9 protein-coding genes are annotated in these 16,077 nt (G+C 71.1%); 1 reads left to right on the top strand and 8 read right to left on the bottom strand.

Going from position 1 to position 16,077, the window contains the following annotated elements:
- Positions 1-21: 21 nt before the first annotated feature.
- The 8 genes from ACWD3O_RS25985 to ACWD3O_RS25950 form a co-directional block, all read right to left on the bottom strand.
- A complete protein-coding gene (locus ACWD3O_RS25985) occupies positions 22-1,698 on the bottom strand; it encodes a peptide ABC transporter substrate-binding protein (RefSeq protein ID WP_451417547.1) in 1,677 nt (558 codons plus the stop codon).
- Positions 1,699-2,709: 1,011 nt separating this feature from the next.
- Positions 2,710-3,834 (bottom strand): ABC transporter ATP-binding protein, encoded by a 1,125-nt coding sequence (locus ACWD3O_RS25980; protein ID WP_451412835.1) that lies wholly within the window; start codon positions 3,832-3,834, stop codon positions 2,710-2,712.
- A gap of 13 nt (positions 3,835-3,847) precedes the next feature.
- On the bottom strand, positions 3,848-4,909 hold the full coding sequence (locus tag ACWD3O_RS25975) for an ABC transporter ATP-binding protein (protein WP_451412836.1): 1,062 nt from the start codon (positions 4,907-4,909) through the stop codon (positions 3,848-3,850).
- Positions 4,910-4,924: 15 nt separating this feature from the next.
- Complete coding sequence (locus ACWD3O_RS25970) at positions 4,925-5,902, bottom strand: ABC transporter permease (protein ID WP_451412837.1); 978 nt, start codon at positions 5,900-5,902, stop codon at positions 4,925-4,927.
- Between the two features lie 102 nt (positions 5,903-6,004).
- Positions 6,005-7,795, bottom strand: a complete 1,791-nt coding sequence (locus ACWD3O_RS25965; protein WP_451417546.1) for an ABC transporter substrate-binding protein — start codon at positions 7,793-7,795, stop codon at positions 6,005-6,007.
- 99 nt (positions 7,796-7,894) lie between these two features.
- A complete protein-coding gene (locus tag ACWD3O_RS25960; RefSeq protein ID WP_451417545.1) occupies positions 7,895-8,929 on the bottom strand; it encodes an ABC transporter permease in 1,035 nt (344 codons plus the stop codon).
- 705 nt (positions 8,930-9,634) lie between these two features.
- Positions 9,635-11,542, bottom strand: coding sequence for a translational GTPase TypA (gene typA, locus ACWD3O_RS25955; protein WP_451412840.1), 1,908 nt, complete (start codon positions 11,540-11,542; stop codon positions 9,635-9,637).
- A gap of 234 nt (positions 11,543-11,776) precedes the next feature.
- On the bottom strand, positions 11,777-13,936 hold the full coding sequence (locus ACWD3O_RS25950) for an ABC transporter family substrate-binding protein (protein ID WP_451417577.1): 2,160 nt from the start codon (positions 13,934-13,936) through the stop codon (positions 11,777-11,779).
- Between the two features lie 437 nt (positions 13,937-14,373).
- Here ACWD3O_RS25950 and ACWD3O_RS25945 point away from each other — a divergent pair, with 437 nt between their 5' ends.
- Positions 14,374-16,068: a hypothetical protein gene (locus ACWD3O_RS25945; protein WP_451417544.1), complete on the top strand. Its 1,695-nt coding sequence runs from the start codon at positions 14,374-14,376 to the stop codon at positions 16,066-16,068.
- Positions 16,069-16,077: the final 9 nt, after the last annotated feature.

Below are 16,077 nucleotides of genomic sequence, written 5' to 3'. Positions count from 1 at the left end.
CGGTGGGGGGCGGACCCCCGGTCAGCCGACCTTGATCCGGTCGTAGACCGGGACGCTGAAGGGGTTCAGGGCGACGTCGGAGAGGCGCTCGGAGTAGCCGGCGGAGCCGTTCTGGTACCAGAGCGGGATGGCGGCCATCTCGTCGCGGACCACCTCCTCGGCCTTGAGGAAGTTGTCCACCGCGGTGCCGGTGTCGGACTCGGCGTTGGCCTTGTCGACCCAGTCGTCGAACTCCTGGTTGGACCACTTGCCGTCGTTGGACGAGGCGTTGGTGTAGTACAGCGGCTGGAGGAAGTTCTGGATCAGCGGGTAGTCCATCTGCCAGCCGGCCCGGAAGGGACCGGGCATCTTCCGTTCGGAGATCTGGTTGCGGTAGTCCGCGAAGGTGCCGACGGGGTTCGGGACGCACGCCTTGCCCTGTTCCAGCGCGCGGTTGATGCTGTTGCAGACCGCCTCGACCCAGTCGCGGTGCGAGCCGGTGTCCGCGTTGAAGGTGATCCTGACCCGGCCGCCGGGCAGGCCGCCGCCCTCCTCGATGAGCTTCCTGGCCTCCTCCGGCTTGTACTCGCAGGACTCGCCGCAGAAGCCCTCCCGGAAGCCGCCCTCCTCGCCGAGGACCGGGGAGGTCCAGTCCGTCGCCGGGGTGCGGGTCTTCTGGAAGATCGTCTCGGTGATCTGCTTGCGGTCGATCGCCATGGAGAGGCCCTTGCGGACCTTCTCCATGCCGGGCTTGTTCCACTGGGGGTCGTAGAACGGGAAGGCGAGGGTCTGCAGGATGCCCGCCGGGGTGTTGATGTACCGGTCGCCGAGGTCGGCGGGGGCGTTCTTGAGCTGGCTGGCGGGGATGTCGTCGACCAGGTCGAGGTTGCCGGACATCAGGTCGTTGTAGGCCGTGGCGTTGTCGGTGTAGACCTTCAGGTCCACGCCGCCGTTGCGTGCCTTGTCGGGGCCGGTGTAGCCGTCCCACGTGCGCAGGGTCATCTGCGAGCCCTTGGCGTACGACTCGACCTGGTAGGGGCCGTTGCCGACCGGCTTGGCGACCCAGGCGTCGTGGTCGTCGAAGAAGGCGCGGGGCAGCGGGGCGTAGGCGTTGTACCCGAGGGTGTCGGGGAAGGTCGAGAACTTCTGCGTGAGCTTGACGGTGAAGGTCCGGTCGTCGACCAGCCGCAGGCCGGAGAGGGTGTCGGCGCTCTGCGAGCCGCTCTCGGGGTGGGTCTTGTCGTACCCCTCGATGTACTGGAAGAAGTAGGCGTTCTTCTGGTTGTTCTTCAGGCTCGCGCCGTAGTTCCACGCGTCGACGAAGGACCGGGCGGTGACCGGCTCGCCGTTGCTGAACTTCCAGCCGTCCTTGACGGTGATGCGGAAGTTCTGCGAGTCGGTGGTCTCGATCTTCTCGGCGAGCATGTCCTTGGCCTCGCCGGTCTTCGGGTCGTACTTCTTGAGGTTGCGGAAGATCATGTCGAGGACCTTGCCGCCCTGGACCTCGTTGGTGTTGGCGGGCTCCAGGGGGTTCTGCGGGTCGCCCCAGGAGGAGCTCAGCACGGCACCGGCGTCACCGCCGCCGCCTCCACCGCCGCCCCCGCCGCAGGCCGCGGCGAGCAGCGCGACCGTGGCGGCGCCGGCCGCGGCGGTCGTCCTGCGGGTCGCGGTGCGTGGGCGCCGTGGGGTCGCCGCGGGCCCCCTTCGTCCTCCGCGCATGGCGTGCCTCCCTCTCCCTGGGCGGACCTTGACCGGTGGCTGACCGGTGTCCGGGCGATCGGTGACCGATCGTTGACCGATCCGTACGGTGAACGATGCATATCGCCGTTGACGTTCCGATTCATCCGGGATCCACCCGTTCGGGTGGAGAGGTCGCTCGGGTGGACGCGGGGAGGGGGGTTCGGGTTCCTGCCCCCGCGGGGCGAGCCGCGTGCGGCGTACGGGGCCGAGGGGGCCCCGCGGGGAGCCGCCTGGTGCACCCGCCGCGGCGCGCGTCGGGCCGGCGTCGCGGGGCCGGCGGGGCCGGCGGGGCCGGCGGGGCGAGCTGTCCGTGCCCTGACTGCGGCGCGCACGGGCTGAGCCTCCGTGGGGGCCGAGGTTCCGCGGGAAACCGTCCGGCGGCGTACGTGCCGCCTTTGAGCGCCCCAGCCGCCCGCAAGGGGACCCGCGGAACCCACCGGCAGCGGCACGGCACCCGCAGGGACGAGTGCGGGCGCTCGTGGAGGGCGGGGTGGCGTGGCTGCGACGCAAGGTCGTGGCGGGCGGGGCCGGGGGGTGGCAGGGCGAGCGACCGCGCGGGCAGTGTGAGCCGATGGTACGTCGGGTGCCGCGCGGGCCGGGAGCTGCGGCGTGGCGCCGAGGGGGCGGCGGGGCCGGGCGGGCCGCTGGCCGGGCGGGCAGGCGGGGCAGGCCGCGCAGGCCGCAGGCCAGGCAGGCGAGGCAGGCCGGGCAGGCGAGGCCGCAGGCCAGGCAGACCGCAGACCGGGCAGGCGAGGCAGGCCGGGCAGGCGAGGCCGCAGGCCAGGCAGACCGCAGACCGGGCGAAGCGAGCAGGCCGCGCAGGCCGCAGGCCAGGCGGGCCGGGCAGGCCGGGGGCGCCGGGCCGGGCAGGCCGGGCGGGCCGGGGGCGCCGGGCCGGGCAGGCCGGGCGGGCCGGGGGCGCCGGGGGAACGCGGAGGGCCGGTGGGGAGGGGGGTCCCCGCCGGCCCTGGCGTGTGGGTGAGGGGAGGGTCAGCCCTCCTTGCCCTCGCTCTCGAGCGCCTTCAGCGCCGGGTCGAGGATGACATCCTCGTCCCGCGCCTCCGTGGTGGGCGCCTCCGGGAAGTGGCAGGCCGTGAGGTGGCCCGCCCGGTTGCCGGAGATCTGCACCAGCGGCGGCTCCTCGGTCGCGCACTTGTCCTGCGCCTTCCAGCAGCGGGTGCGGAAGCGGCAGCCGGACGGCGGGTTGACCGGGGAGGGCACGTCGCCGTACAGGCGGATGCGCTCGCGCGGCTCGGCGTCCTCGAGCTCGACCTCGGGCACGGCCGACAGCAGGGCGTGGGTGTACGGGTGGCGGGGACGGTTGTAGATGTCGTCCCGGTCGCCGACCTCGACGACCTTGCCCAGGTACATCACCGCGACGCGCTGCGAGAAGTGCCGCACGATCGCGAGGTCGTGGGCGATGAAGACGAACGCGATGCCGAGCTCGTCCTGCACCTTCTTCAGCAGGTTGACGACCTGCGCCTGGATCGACACGTCCAGGGCGGAGACCGGCTCGTCCGCGACGATCAGCTTCGGGTTGACCGCGAGCGCGCGGGCGACGCCGATGCGCTGGCGCTGGCCGCCGGAGAACTCGTGCGGGAAGCGGTTGTAGTGCTCCGGGTTCAGGCCGACGAGCTCGAGGAGCTCCTTGACCCGCTTGTCCCGGCCGCCGGGCGGGTTGATGTCGTTGATCTCCATCGGCGACTTGATGATCGTGCCGACGGTCTGGCGCGGGTTCAGCGACGAGTACGGGTCCTGGAAGATCATCTGGATCTCGGACCGGATCGGCGCCAGCTTCTTGCGCGAGGCGTGGGTGATGTCCTGCCCGCGGTAGGTGATGGTGCCCGCGGTGGGCTCCATCAGGCGGGTGATCAGGCGGCCGGTCGTCGACTTGCCGCAGCCGGACTCGCCGACGACGCCGAGGGCCTCGCCCTCGTGGACCACCAGGTCCACGTTGTCGACGGCCTGGACCGCGCCGACCTTCCGCTTGAAGGGGAAGCCGCCGTACACGGGGAAGTGCATGGTCAGGCCCTTGACCTCGAGCAGCGTGTCGCGCTCGGCGGCGGGGGCGGCCTCGGTCTGCTTCTGCTCTGGGGCGGTGAGGTTGTCGCTCATGTCTCGGTGCTCCCTAGCGCAGCCGGGGCTGGATCTTGTCGATGAATATGGTCTGCTTCTGCTCGCGCGTCAGGTGGCAGGCGGTGTCCCGGCCCTCGCCCAGCTCGGGCGTGACGGTGGTGCAGAGGTCGCCGGCGACGTGGTCCTTGAAGACGCAGCGCGGGTTGAAGCGGCAGCCCGTCGGCGGGTTGAGCAGCGAGGGCGGGCTGCCGGGGATCGGCTCGAGCGCGATGTCCACGTCGCTGTCCAGACGCGGCATCGAGCTGAGCAGGCCCCAGGTGTAGGGGTGGCGGGGCTCGTGCAGCACCTCGCGGACGCTGCCGCGCTCCATCGCCCGGCCGCCGTACATCACCAGGAGGTCGTCCGCCATGTTGGCGATGACGCCCAGGTCGTGGGTGATGAAGATGATCGCGGAGCCGAACTCCTGCTGCAGGTCCTTGAGCAGGTCGAGGATCTGCGCCTGCACCGTCACGTCGAGCGCGGTGGTCGGCTCGTCGGCGATCAGCAGCTCCGGGTCGCACATCAGGGCCATGGCGATCATGGCGCGCTGGCGCATACCGCCGGAGAACTGGTGCGGGTAGTCGTCGAAGCGCAGCTTGGGCTGCGGGATGCCCACCTTCTCCAGCATCTGGATGGCGCGGGCCTTCGCCTCCTTCTTGGAGGCGCCCTTGTGCTTCATGAAGGGCTCGGACAGCTGCCGGCCCACCGTGTAGTACGGCGAGAGCGCGGTCAGCGGGTCCTGGAAGATCATCGCCATCTTGTTGCCGCGGAGCTTCTGCAGCTCCCGCTCGGAGGCGCTGAGCAGTTCCTGGCCGTCGAGGTGGATGGACCCCTCGATGGTGGTGGTGTCCGGGTTGTGCAGGCCGAGGACCGTGAGGTTGGTGACGGACTTGCCGGAGCCCGACTCGCCCACGATGCCCAGCGTCTTGCCGCGTTCGACGTCGAAGGAGAGGCCGTCGACCGCCTTGACGATGCCGTCCTCGGTGGAGAAACGCACCCGCAGGTCGCGGACCGAGAGGAAGCTGCCGGACCCGGCGGGGGTCGGAGCGTCCTCAGTCTTGGTCTGAGTGGTCACTGTGGTTCGTTCTTCCTAGGAGAGCCGGATGCGCGGGTCGACGTAGGCGTAGGCGATGTCGCAGATCATGTTGAACAGCAGGATGAAGAAGGCGCTGAACAGCATGACTCCCATGGTCAGCGGGAGGTCCTTGGTCTGGGCCCCCTCCACCGCCAGGATGCCGATGCCCTGGAGCGAGAAGGTCAGCTCGGTGACCACGCCGCCGGAGAGGAGGGCGGTGATGTCGATGCCCAGCACCGTGATGATCGGGATCAGCGAACCGCGCCAGGCGTAGCGGAAGAAGACGTACTTCTTGCTCATGCCCTTGGCCCGGGCGGTGCGGACGTGCTCCTCCTGGAGCTGCTGGATGAGCTCGGAGCGGGCCATACGCGTGTACTGCGCGGTGAAGATGGTGGCCATCACCAGGATCGGGATCCACAGGCCGGCGAGCCAGCCGAAGGGGCTCTCGGTGAAGGGGACGTACTGGGGGTTCTCGAACCAGCCGGTGGAGTACACCAGGGCGAGCAGGACCAGCGGGCCGAGGAAGTAGATCTGGAAGGAGCTCAGCACCATGGAGGCGCCCGAGGACACCTTGTCGATCACGGAGCCCTTCTTGTACGCCGAGATCATGCCGGCGCCCAGGCCCACGATCAGGAAGACGATCATGCCGCCGATGGTCAGCGACAGCGTGGTCGGGAAGTTGTCCATGATGCGCAGCCAGACCTGGTCCCCGGACTTGAAGGAGACGCCGAGGCAGGGCGCGGAGCAGTGACCGGTCGGGAAGTCCCGGCCCATCACGATGCCGGACATGAAATCCCAGAACTGGACGAAGACCGGCTGGTCAAGGCCCATGGCGGAGCGGATGTCGGCGATCCTCGCAGGCGAGCAGTCCTTGCCACACGCCAGGGAGGCATAGTCGGACGGTCCGGCGATGAAGAGGAAGAACGTCGCCGCCCCGATGAGGAAAAGGGTGACGACGGCACCGACCGAGCGCCGGATGAGGAACTTGAACATGGCGGGAAGGCTGCTCTCTGCGGAGACGGGTGAGGCGGGGATTCGCGGAACCGCGGGGGTGCGCTCCGCCTGGTGCGCACCCCCGCGGTCAGCCGTGAAGCCTTACGACTTCAGGAAGAGACGGTTGACGTCGATGTAGCTCGACTCCGAGCTGTAGCGGGCGCCACCGATGTTCGAGCCGAAGAGCTGGAACTGCTTGGCGTACCACAGCGGAGCGGCCGGGATGACCTCTTCCAGGATGTAGTGGTGCGCCTCCTGCCAGGTGGCCTGGGCCTCCTCAGGCTTCTGGGTCAGGGCCTTCTTGATCAGCTCCTGGACCTTCGGGTCGTTGATGTGCGCGTAGTTCGAACCACCGTCGGCGACCTGGTCACCGTCGTAGATCGGCGTCACGACCGTCGCGGCGGACGGCCAGTCCTGGCCCCAACCGGTGATGTACATGTCGTACGGGTTGTCCAGCTTGCCGATCTGCTCGTAGAAGCTGGCGGAGTCGACCTCCTTGGCCACCACGTCGAAGCCGAGCGAGGTCAGCGAGTCCTCGACGGCGACCTTGCGGAGCTGGCCGGCCTCGCTGTTCGGGTACGCGAAGACGACCTTCTTCTCCGCGGCCGGAACGTCCTTCAGGAGCTCCTTGGCCTTCTCGACGTTGCCCTGCGGCGTCTTCAGACGGCCGTACGGGTCGTAGTCGGCCTCGTAGCCCGGGAGGGTCGGGGCGAACAGGTTCGGCGCGGCGTCGCCGCCGTAGACGCCACCCTCGGTCGCGATGAGCGACTTCGAGTTGATGCCGTACGCGATGGCCTCACGGACCGCCTTGTTCTTGACGCGGTCGAGGTTGAAGGTCAGCTGCATCACGTAGGGCTGGTAGCCCTGGACGGTGCGCTTCTTGATCGACGGGTCCTTGAGGACCTGCGGGATCTTCGGGCCGTCGATCGAGCCGGTGAACTGGATCGCGTTCTTGTCACCGCCGTTGTCGGCGATCAGACGCTGGGTCTGGGTGGAGCCGGTGACGCCGATGACGAAGTTCCAGGCGTCCGGGTACGCGTTGCGGACCGGGTCGCTGGCCGCGTCCCAGTTCTCGTTGCGGACCAGCTTGAGGGACTTGCCGCTCTTGAACTCTTCGATCTTGTAAGGACCGGTGGCGACCGGGGCCTTGTCGTACTTCTCCTTGGTGTCCGTCTCCTCGGGCACCAGGGAGTAGCCCGGCATGGCCAGCGTCTGCGGCAGGTCCAGGCGCGGGGTGTCGAAGTGGAAGACGATGGTCTTGTCGTCCGGCGTCTCCAGGACCGAGTCCGGCAGGTGCTTCTTGCCGAAGCCGCCGTCCGGCAGCGCCTTGCGGTAGTCCGCGCCGCTCAGCCAGGTCTGCAGGTAGGTCGGGCCGTCGAAGATGAACTTGGCGTACGTGCGCTCGATGGTGTGGCGGACGTCGGCCGAGTTGATCGGGTTGCCGTTGGCGTCCTTCAGACCGTCCTTGAGCGTGAACGTCCAGGTCTTGCCGTCGTCGGACATCTTGCCGGCGTCGGTGGCGAGGTCACCGACGACGGACAGGTTGCCCTTGTCGTCCTCCTGGAAGTTCGTCAGGCCGCGGTGGATCAGGTTGGAGAAGAGACCGGCGTCCGAGACGTAGATCTGACCCGGGTCCAGGTGGGTGAGGTCGGTCTCCATGTACGCGGTGACGGTGCCGCCCTGCTTGGCGCCCGGAACCTCGGCGGCCGGGCCCTTGGAGGCGGCGGCGTCGGCGTAGACCATGGGCTTGGCCTGGCCCTTGGCGTCGTCCTGGGTCTTGGCGTCCGTCTTGGTCTTGCCGCCCTCGTTGTTGGAGCAGCCCGTCAGGGCGAGGGAGCCGGCCGCGAGGGCGACGACGATGGCGCGCGTGGTGCGCGTGTTCATCAGTCTCATTGGGTGATTACCTACCTGTCGGTTGTTTTCCTGAGTACTGCCTGACGCGGCTGGCAGCCGACGTTGGGGGCGGCAGTCACCCCCCACCAAGGACGACGGTCACCGTCCCGACTTGGGGTCGAAGGCGTCCCGCACCGAGTCTCCGAGGAGGTTGAAGCACAGGACGAAGATCACCAGAGCCACACCGGGGAAGAAGATGAAGGCCGGTGCCTGCTCCGTGTAGTCGGCGCCGTTCGCGAAGAGACGGCCCCAGTCCGGGGTGGGCTCCACGAAGCCCACGCCGGCGAAGGAGAGGAAGGCGATGGTGAGGATGGTGCTCGGCAGCGTGTACGTGAACTGCACGAGGATCGGCGAGACGACGTTGGGCAGGATCTCCTTGAAGAGGATCCGCCAGTTCGAGGCGCCGGAGACCTTGGCCGCCTCGACGAACTCCCGCTCACGCAGGGCGAGGACGGTCGACCGGACCAGACGGGACATGCCCATCCAGCCGAGAACCCAGAGCACGATCAGGATCGCCACGGCCCGGAAGTAGGTCGGGGTCTCCTCCCGCGGGTCCACGAAGAACGCGGTGACCACGGGCATGAAGGCGATGAAGAACAGCTGGCTCGGGAAGGCGAGGAAGAAGTCCGTGACACGGCCGATGAAGTAGTCGGTCTTGCCGCCGATGAAGCCGCCGATCAGACCGATCACCACACCGGTGACGATGCAGAGGGTGGTGACGCCCACCGCCATGAACAGCGAGGTGCGGATGCCGTAGACCATCATGGCGAAGAGGTCGCGCCCGAGCTGCGGCTCGACACCGAACCAGTGGTCGGCCGAGACGCCGCCGAAGGAACCGAGCGGCAGGCCGAACTCGTCCAGCACCGGCTTGTCGAGGTAGTCCGGGTCCTGGCCGTACAGCGTGTACGGGTCGGTCCCGCTCAGCATGGTGAGCAGCGGGGCCGCGAGGCCGATGAGGAAATACGCGAGGACGATCCACGCGCAGATCACGCCGGTGCGGTCGCGCTTGAAGCGCATCCACATCAGCTGACCGGGGGACCGGCCCTCCAGCGACGGCTCCGCCGCCTTGGGCTTCTCCTCGCCCTCGGCGACGACCTTGGTCGCGCTGTCGTCGATCTCGATCGGACTTGTCACTGTTCGCCCATCTCGCGTCTGGGTGTGCCGCGTGCGGCATCCGGCACCACGTGCCGGATGCCGGCCGTCGGCCGGATCATGAAGTGTCAGAGAACCCGGGTACGGCGGGTGACCGCCTGCCTACGCGCGTAGCGCTCGGGGCGGGCCCTGCCGGGAGTGGGTTCAGAGCCAGTCGTCGTACTGGCCGGCTCGGACGCGGCCGGCAGTCGACCGGACCCACAGGGCGCCTGTCGCACCACCCATGGGACTCCTCCTCATGACTCCACGTGTTCACCAACAGGAGAGGGAGCCGCCACCACCGTGTCACGGTCCGGGAACCGTGGCGGTTGAGCGAACACCCCCCATGGCGCCGGAAGTCCGGCCCGCTTACCGCACAGGCGGCGAACTGTTCACCGAAGCGCCATGCGGCTAACTATCTGCCATGACCCCGGAGAGGGACCACCGTCTATTGGTCTCGGTTCAATCACATCTCGCGCCCAAAGTCCCAAACTCCAGACATTCCGACGGCCACGAGAAGCCCACGAAACGGACGTGTTACATGGCTACCGGTCGAAGCGCGCCGAATACCGGACATCGGGAGCCGCAAACAAGTTGCGTACGACGGGGCCGGGAAAGGCGGAGGCCCGGGCCCCCTCATGAGGGGGCCCGGGCCTCCGGCGACGCCCGTCCGGCGGCCCCGTGGGGGGCCGTGGGAGGGGCGGTGGATCAGGCGTGCTTGGCGCGGGACGCCGTGCGCGCGCGGTCACGCTGGTCGAGGACCGTCTTGCGGATGCGGACGGACTCCGGGGTCACCTCGACGCACTCGTCGTCGCGGCAGAACTCCAGGGACTGCTCCAGCGACAGCTTGCGCGGCGGCACGATCGCCTCGAACGAGTCGGCGGAGGACGACCGCATGTTGGTGAGCTTCTTCTCCTTGGTGATGTTGACGTCCATGTCGTCGGAGCGCGAGTTCTCGCCGACGATCATGCCCTCGTACACCTCGGTGCCGGGCTCCACGAAGAGCACGCCGCGCTCCTGCAGGTTGGTCATCGCGAAGGCGGTGACGGCGCCGGAGCGGTCGGCGACCAGCGACCCGTTGTTGCGGGTGGTCAGGGTGCCGAACCAGGGCTCGTGGCCCTCGTGGATGGAGTGGGCGATGCCGGTGCCGCGGGTCTGGGTCAGGAACTCCGTGCGGAAGCCGATCAGGCCGCGGGAGGGCACCACGAACTCCAGGCGGACCCAGCCGGAGCCGTGGTTGGACATGTTGTCCATCCGGCCCTTGCGGACGCCCATGAGCTGCGTGACGGCACCCATGTGCTCCTCGGGCACGTCGACGGTCAGGCGCTCGACGGGCTCGTGGACCTTGCCGTCGATCTCCTTGGTGACCACCTGGGGCTTGCCGACGGTCAGCTCGTAGCCCTCACGGCGCATCTGCTCGACCAGGATGGCCAGCGCCAGCTCGCCGCGGCCCTGCACCTCCCAGGCGTCCGGGCGCTCGGTGTCCAGGACGCGGAGCGAGACGTTGCCGATGAGCTCGCGGTCGAGGCGGTCCTTGACCTGGCGGGCGGTGACCTTGCGGTCCTTGACGGCCGCCTTGTTGTCGGCGCCCTTGCCGGTGGCGCCGCGGCCCACCAGCGGGGAGGTGTTGGTGCCGATGACCATGGAGATGGCCGGCTCGTCCACCTGGATCAGCGGGAGGGCGACCGCGTTCTCCGGGTCGGCCAGCGTCTCGCCGATGGTGATGTCGGGGATGCCCGCGACGGCGCAGATGTCGCCGGGACCGGCCACCTCGGCCGGCTTGCGGGTGAGCGCCTCGGTCATCATCAGCTCGCTGATGCGGACGTTCGTCACCGAGCCGTCGCGCTTCATCCAGGCCACGGTCTGGCCCTTGCGCAGCTCGCCGTTCATCACGCGCAGCAGCGCGATGCGGCCGAGGAAGTTGTCGGCGTCCAGGTTGGTGACGTGCGCCTGGAGCGGGGCCTCCTCGTCGTACGTCGGCGCCGGGATGTGCTCCAGGATGGTGGAGAAGAACGGCTCCAGGTTGGTGCTGTCCTCGGGGACCGTGCCGTCGGCGGGCTTGGTCAGCGAGGCGACGCCGTCACGGCCGCAGGCGTAGACGATCGGGAACTCGATCTGGTCCTCGTCGGCGTCCAGGTCGAGGAAGAGGTCGTAGGTCTCGTTGACGACCTCGTCGATGCGGGCGTCGGGGCGGTCCGTCTTGTTGATGCACAGGATGACGGGCTTGCGGGCCATCAGCGCCTTGCGCAGCACGAAGCGGGTCTGCGGCAGCGGGCCCTCGGAGGCATCCACGAGGAGGACGACGCCGTCCACCATCGACAGACCGCGCTCGACCTCGCCGCCGAAGTCGGCGTGGCCGGGGGTGTCGATGATGTTGATGGTGATGGGCTCCCCGCCGTCCTTGGGGTGGTACTTCACCGCCGTGTTCTTGGCGAGGATCGTGATGCCCTTCTCACGCTCCAGGTCGTTCGAGTCCATGACGCGGTCGTCGACGGACTCCAGCTGGTGCGCGGCGAAGGCGCCGGCCTGCTTGAGCATGGCATCGACGATGGTCGTCTTGCCGTGGTCGACGTGGGCGACGATGGCGACGTTGCGGATGTCGTGGCGCGTGGCCATAGTGCGACTATCTCCCGGGAGTGTGAGGTGGCCGGCGCGCGCCTCGGTGGGTGGCGCGGGGCCTTCTGCCGGGCGGATACATGCCACGGCCTTACCCCATCGTACGGGGATATGGCGGCTTCCCCCGCCCCACCCCGCGTACCCGCAGGTCACCCGCCCTTTTCTGCCCTTCCGACGGCCGGGGCCGGGGTGTACCCCGGCCCCGGCGCCCCGCGGTGAGGCGGGGTGGTGCCGCTAGTCGGGGAGGAAGCCGATGTTCTCGTAGCTGGGGGTGCGGAACCCGAAGGCGCCCACGTTCGCGACCGTCCGCTGCACGGCGACCAGCTGCGGCCGCTGGTAGAGCGGCACGGAACCCGCCGCCGTCCAGATCCGCTCGTCCGCCCGCCGCATCAGCTCCCGCCCCTCCTCCTCGTCCAGCTCCGTGATCGCCCGCTCGAAGAGCTGGTCCACCTCGTCCGTGCCGACGCGCGTGTAGTTCTGCTCGACCACCAGCGACCCGTCCGCCGCCGGCACCGGCTTGGCGAAGATCGGCCGCGCGTCGGTGGCCGGGTAGGCCGAGACCGGCCAGGAGTAGAGCGCCAGGTCGTACTGGCCGTTGGCGATGTGGTCCTTGAAGTAGCCGTCGTCCGGCACGCGGGAGATCTCCGTGCGGATGCCGACCCGCCGCAGCATCTGCTGGATCCGGTCGCCGACCGTGCGCAGCGACTCCGACCCCGGCCCGGCCGGCAGCACGAACCGCAGCGACAGCGGCTTGCCGTTCTTGGCGAGCTGGGCCGCCTCCGGCCCGGCGGGCGCCGCGGTGCCGCGCGGGGCGTAGGCGCCGGGCATGCCGCCGCCCTGCTGCTCACCGGCGTCCCGGGCGGGCTTGTTGTCCTGGCCGACGACGTAGGTGGCGTCGCCGTCGTCCTTCCGGGCGGACGGCGAGGCGGAGGCCGAGGGGGTGGGCGAGGTCGCGGGCTTCGCGCCGGCGGCTCCGGCGACCGGCGCCTTGACCGGGCCGCCCTCCTTCCAGCCGGCCTCGGCCAGCAGCGCCAGCGCCTCCTCGGTGTCGTGGCCGCCCAGCGCGCCGCTGCCGTCGGCGTAGTGCGGCTGACCGGCGAGGGCGACGTGGCTGCCGACCGGGTCGGTGGGCAGGCCCAGCGGTCCCAGCACCGTCTTCGCCAGTTCCTCCCGGTCGAGCGCCCGGGCGACCGCGCGGCGGACCCGTTCGTCGGCGAGCGGGCCCTCGGAGCCGTTGAGCGCGAGCTGGGTGTAGGCGGGCTCCAGGGACTTGCGCACGTCGAACTTGCTCAGCCCCTTCTGCTCGGCGGTGAAGCGTTTCTCCGCCTCGGCCCGCCGGGCGCGTGCCGTCCGTTCCACGGTGGCGGCCTTCTCGTCGGAACCGTGCAGCACCGCCCAGGAGACGGTCGCCGCGGCGGCGTCCGCGGTGTCGGCGGGGCCGGAGCCGGGGACGCCGGAGAGCAGCAGGGGGGTGCCGGCCCGGGCGGCGCCGGGTCCCATCAGCGGGGTGGCGGAGCCGCCGCCCGGGGCGGGGGTGCCCTGCGGGCCGGGGGCCGCGGAATCGATCCGCCGGGCCTGCGCGGCGTCCACGTCGGCGACGTCCAGCCGGCCCGCGACCAGTTCCGCGGTGCGCTTGTCGCGCGGCACCGCGCGCAGCTCGATCCGGTCCAGCTTGGCGGGCTCGCCCCACCAGCGCCCGTTGCGCTCCAGCGTGACGCCGCCGCGCTCACGGTCGACCGACTTCACGGTGAACGGGCCCGCGGTGAGCCCGAGCTCGTTGCGCGCCTTGTTGTTGAACGCCTCGGCGGTGCCCGTGACCTCCTTGGGGTACAGCGGGGAGAACAGGGAGCGCCAGTCGGCGTAGCGGCGGGCGAAGGTGACCTTGACCTCCAGGTCGTTCCGGCCGCGTTCGACCTTCTCGATCCGGTCGTAGCCCGCGTTGTGGGCGGCCCAGAAGGCGCTGTTGCGTCCGGAGAGCGCGTTCCACTGGGCGGCGAAGTCGGCCGCGCCGATCTCCCGGCCGTCGCTCCAGACCGCCGCCTGGTTGAGCTTGTAGAGCACGACCTGCTTGGGCTCGGTCTTCACCACCTCCGCGGACTCCAGGTACTCCGGCGCCCGCCGGGGCCGGCCCTGGTCGTCCAGCCGGAACATGGCCGGCAGGACGGCCTGGGCGACGCGGGTGGTGGTGGCGTCGGCGTCGGACTGGAAGGCGTTGAGGGTCTGCGGGACGGAGTCGACCGCCCAGCGGAGGGTGCCGCCGTCCTTGATCCGCTCGCGGGTGGCGGGCGCGATGTCGGGACCGGCGAGCGGCTCGCTCGCCTTCTCCCCGGAGCCGCATCCGGACAGCGTGGTCACCGCGAGCAGGCCCGCGGTGAGGAAGACGACCGGGCGCATGACGGCGCGCGGTCCGACACGGTGGTGGTACGTCACTGCTGCCTCCGGGGCGAGCCGCTCCGCGGACGTCCGAGCCACGCCCGAGCAACGGGGTCTTGGGTGTTGAGTGGGTCTTGAGCGGGTCTTGAGTGGGTTTTTCCGATTTCCGGATGAGATTTGTGGCTCACTCAAGAGGGAGGCATCCCCTCCTGTCCCACGACACGGCGACAGTTCGCCCCGGATCCCACCCGTCCGGACCAAGGACAGGGCCGAACGGGACGGGTTCCGCGGACCGGACCCGCCGCGGTGCGGCGATCGGCGTGCGATCTCTCCCCGAAGGAAGCTGGCCTGATTCAGCCGCACACCGGTCGCGAACGGGCGCACCCGGCCATACGCTCCCCCCTGTGATGCCCACCCCGTCACCACCGCCCCGCCCCAGGTCCCACCGCCGCGGCCCCGTGCCGGCCAGGGCCGCCGCCGTCCTCCTCCTCGCGCTGTCCGCGCCGGTCTGGAGCCCGCCCGCCACCGCGGCCGCCTCCGCGGCCGCCCCGGTGACCGCCCCGGTGGCCGTCCCGGTGACCGCCCCGGTGACCGCCTCCGCGGGCGCCCCGGTGACCGCCCCGGTGACCGTCCCCGTGGACGCCTCTGCGGCTGCCGGAGCTCCCGTCCTCGTGGCGGCCGAGGACCGGGCCGCCTCGTCGGTGGCCGACGTGGCGCTCCCGGTGGCCGTCGGCGGGGCGGTCGGCCTGCTGGCCGGTTACGGCTACGTCCGCCGCACCCGCCGGACCCGCACCCGCACCCCCGCCACCGGCACGGACACCGCCGGGGCCGTGGAGGCGGCGTCCACGGACACCGCGCAGGGCGGCGGCGCGCTGGCCCGGCTGCGGTCGCGCGGATCGCGGGGGGACGTCCCGGTCCCGGAACTCGAGGCGCGGGCCGGGGCGGCGCTGGTCGCGGCCGACGACTGCGTCCGCACCAGCCGCGAGGAGCTGGGCTTCGCCGAGGCCAGGTTCGGGGCCGCGGCGGTGCAGGACTTCGCCCGCGCGGTCCGGGCCGCGGAGGCCGAGGTCGCGGCGGTGTTCGCGCTGCTGCACGACGCCGGGGAGCCGTCCGGCGACGGCTCGGCGCCCGGCCCCGGCCGCGTCGCGGTGCTGTACGAGGTGCTGGAGCGGTGCCGGGCGTCGGGGCAGCGGCTGGACGCCGAGGCGCAGGACTTCGACCGGCTGCGGTCGCTGGAGGACGGGACGGGCATTCCCGAGGCGCTGACCGTGGCCGAGCAGCGGTTCCGCGCGCTGACCGGGCGGGTCGGGGCGTGCGAGGCGAACCTGGCGGCGATCGGCGCGCGGTACGCGCCGTCCGCCGTGATGACGGTGTCGGGCCAGGTCGAACTCGCGAAGGAGCGGCTGGTGTTCGCGACCAGCCGGCTGAACCGGTCCCGGCAGACCGGCGACCTGGGCGACCCGGTCACCGCGGCGATGCACCTGCGCGCCGCCGAGGGCGCGATCTCCCAGGTCGCGGCGCTGGTCAACGGGGTGGACCGGCTGGCGGCGGAGCTGGCCGAGGCGGACGAGGCGGTGCCGGACACGTTCGTGGCGGCGGTCTCCCGGGTGGGCAAGGACCCGCTGGCCGCGCTGCGGGCGGAGGTGGACGACGGGGCCTGCGACCCGCTGGACGTGCTGCGGCGGGTGGTGCGGACGGCGACCACGGCGGTGCCGCTGCCGGAGGCGGAGCCGCCGGGCGAGGCGGACGCGCTGTTCCCGGCGGCGGTGCTGGTGGCGCGGTGCTCGGCGGCGGCGGCGGAGGACTACGTGGCGGCGCACCGGGGGGCGGTGGGGGTGCGGGCGCGGATCCCGCTCGCGGAGGCGCACCGGTTGCTGGCCCGCGCCGTGCAGGAGCGGGCGCCGGAGGACGCGCGGGACGCGGACGGGCTGGCGCGGCAGGCGCGGCGGCTGGCGGAGGAGGACGTGCGGGCGTACCGGGACGCGTTCGGGCCGCGGGGCGGGGGCGTCGGGGGCGCGGTCCTCGGGGGCGTGCTGCTGGGCGGCGGCGCGGACGGGGGGCCGCCCGGTTCCTTCGGCGGCCCCGACACCCGCGCCCGCCGCCGCTCCACCGTCACCCCCCGCGAGACCGACCCGGGCCCCATCACCCCGTGACCCCAGTCG

The organism is Streptomyces sp. NPDC002640, assembly GCF_053592575.1.
Note: the sequence above shows the minus strand (reverse complement) of the source record. Positions and strands in the feature narration are given on the sequence as shown.

Coding starts and splice junctions, on each gene's coding strand:
- ACWD3O_RS25985 (WP_451417547.1), bottom strand. CDS start 1,698: ATGCGCGGAGGACGAAGGGGGCCCGCGGCGACCCCACGGCGCCCACGC.
- ACWD3O_RS25980 (WP_451412835.1), bottom strand. CDS start 3,834: ATGAGCGACAACCTCACCGCCCCAGAGCAGAAGCAGACCGAGGCCGCC.
- ACWD3O_RS25970 (WP_451412837.1), bottom strand. CDS start 5,902: ATGTTCAAGTTCCTCATCCGGCGCTCGGTCGGTGCCGTCGTCACCCTT.
- ACWD3O_RS25965 (WP_451417546.1), bottom strand. CDS start 7,795: ATGAGACTGATGAACACGCGCACCACGCGCGCCATCGTCGTCGCCCTC.
- typA (WP_451412840.1), bottom strand. CDS start 11,542: ATGGCCACGCGCCACGACATCCGCAACGTCGCCATCGTCGCCCACGTC.
- ACWD3O_RS25950 (WP_451417577.1), bottom strand. CDS start 13,936: ATGCGCCCGGTCGTCTTCCTCACCGCGGGCCTGCTCGCGGTGACCACG.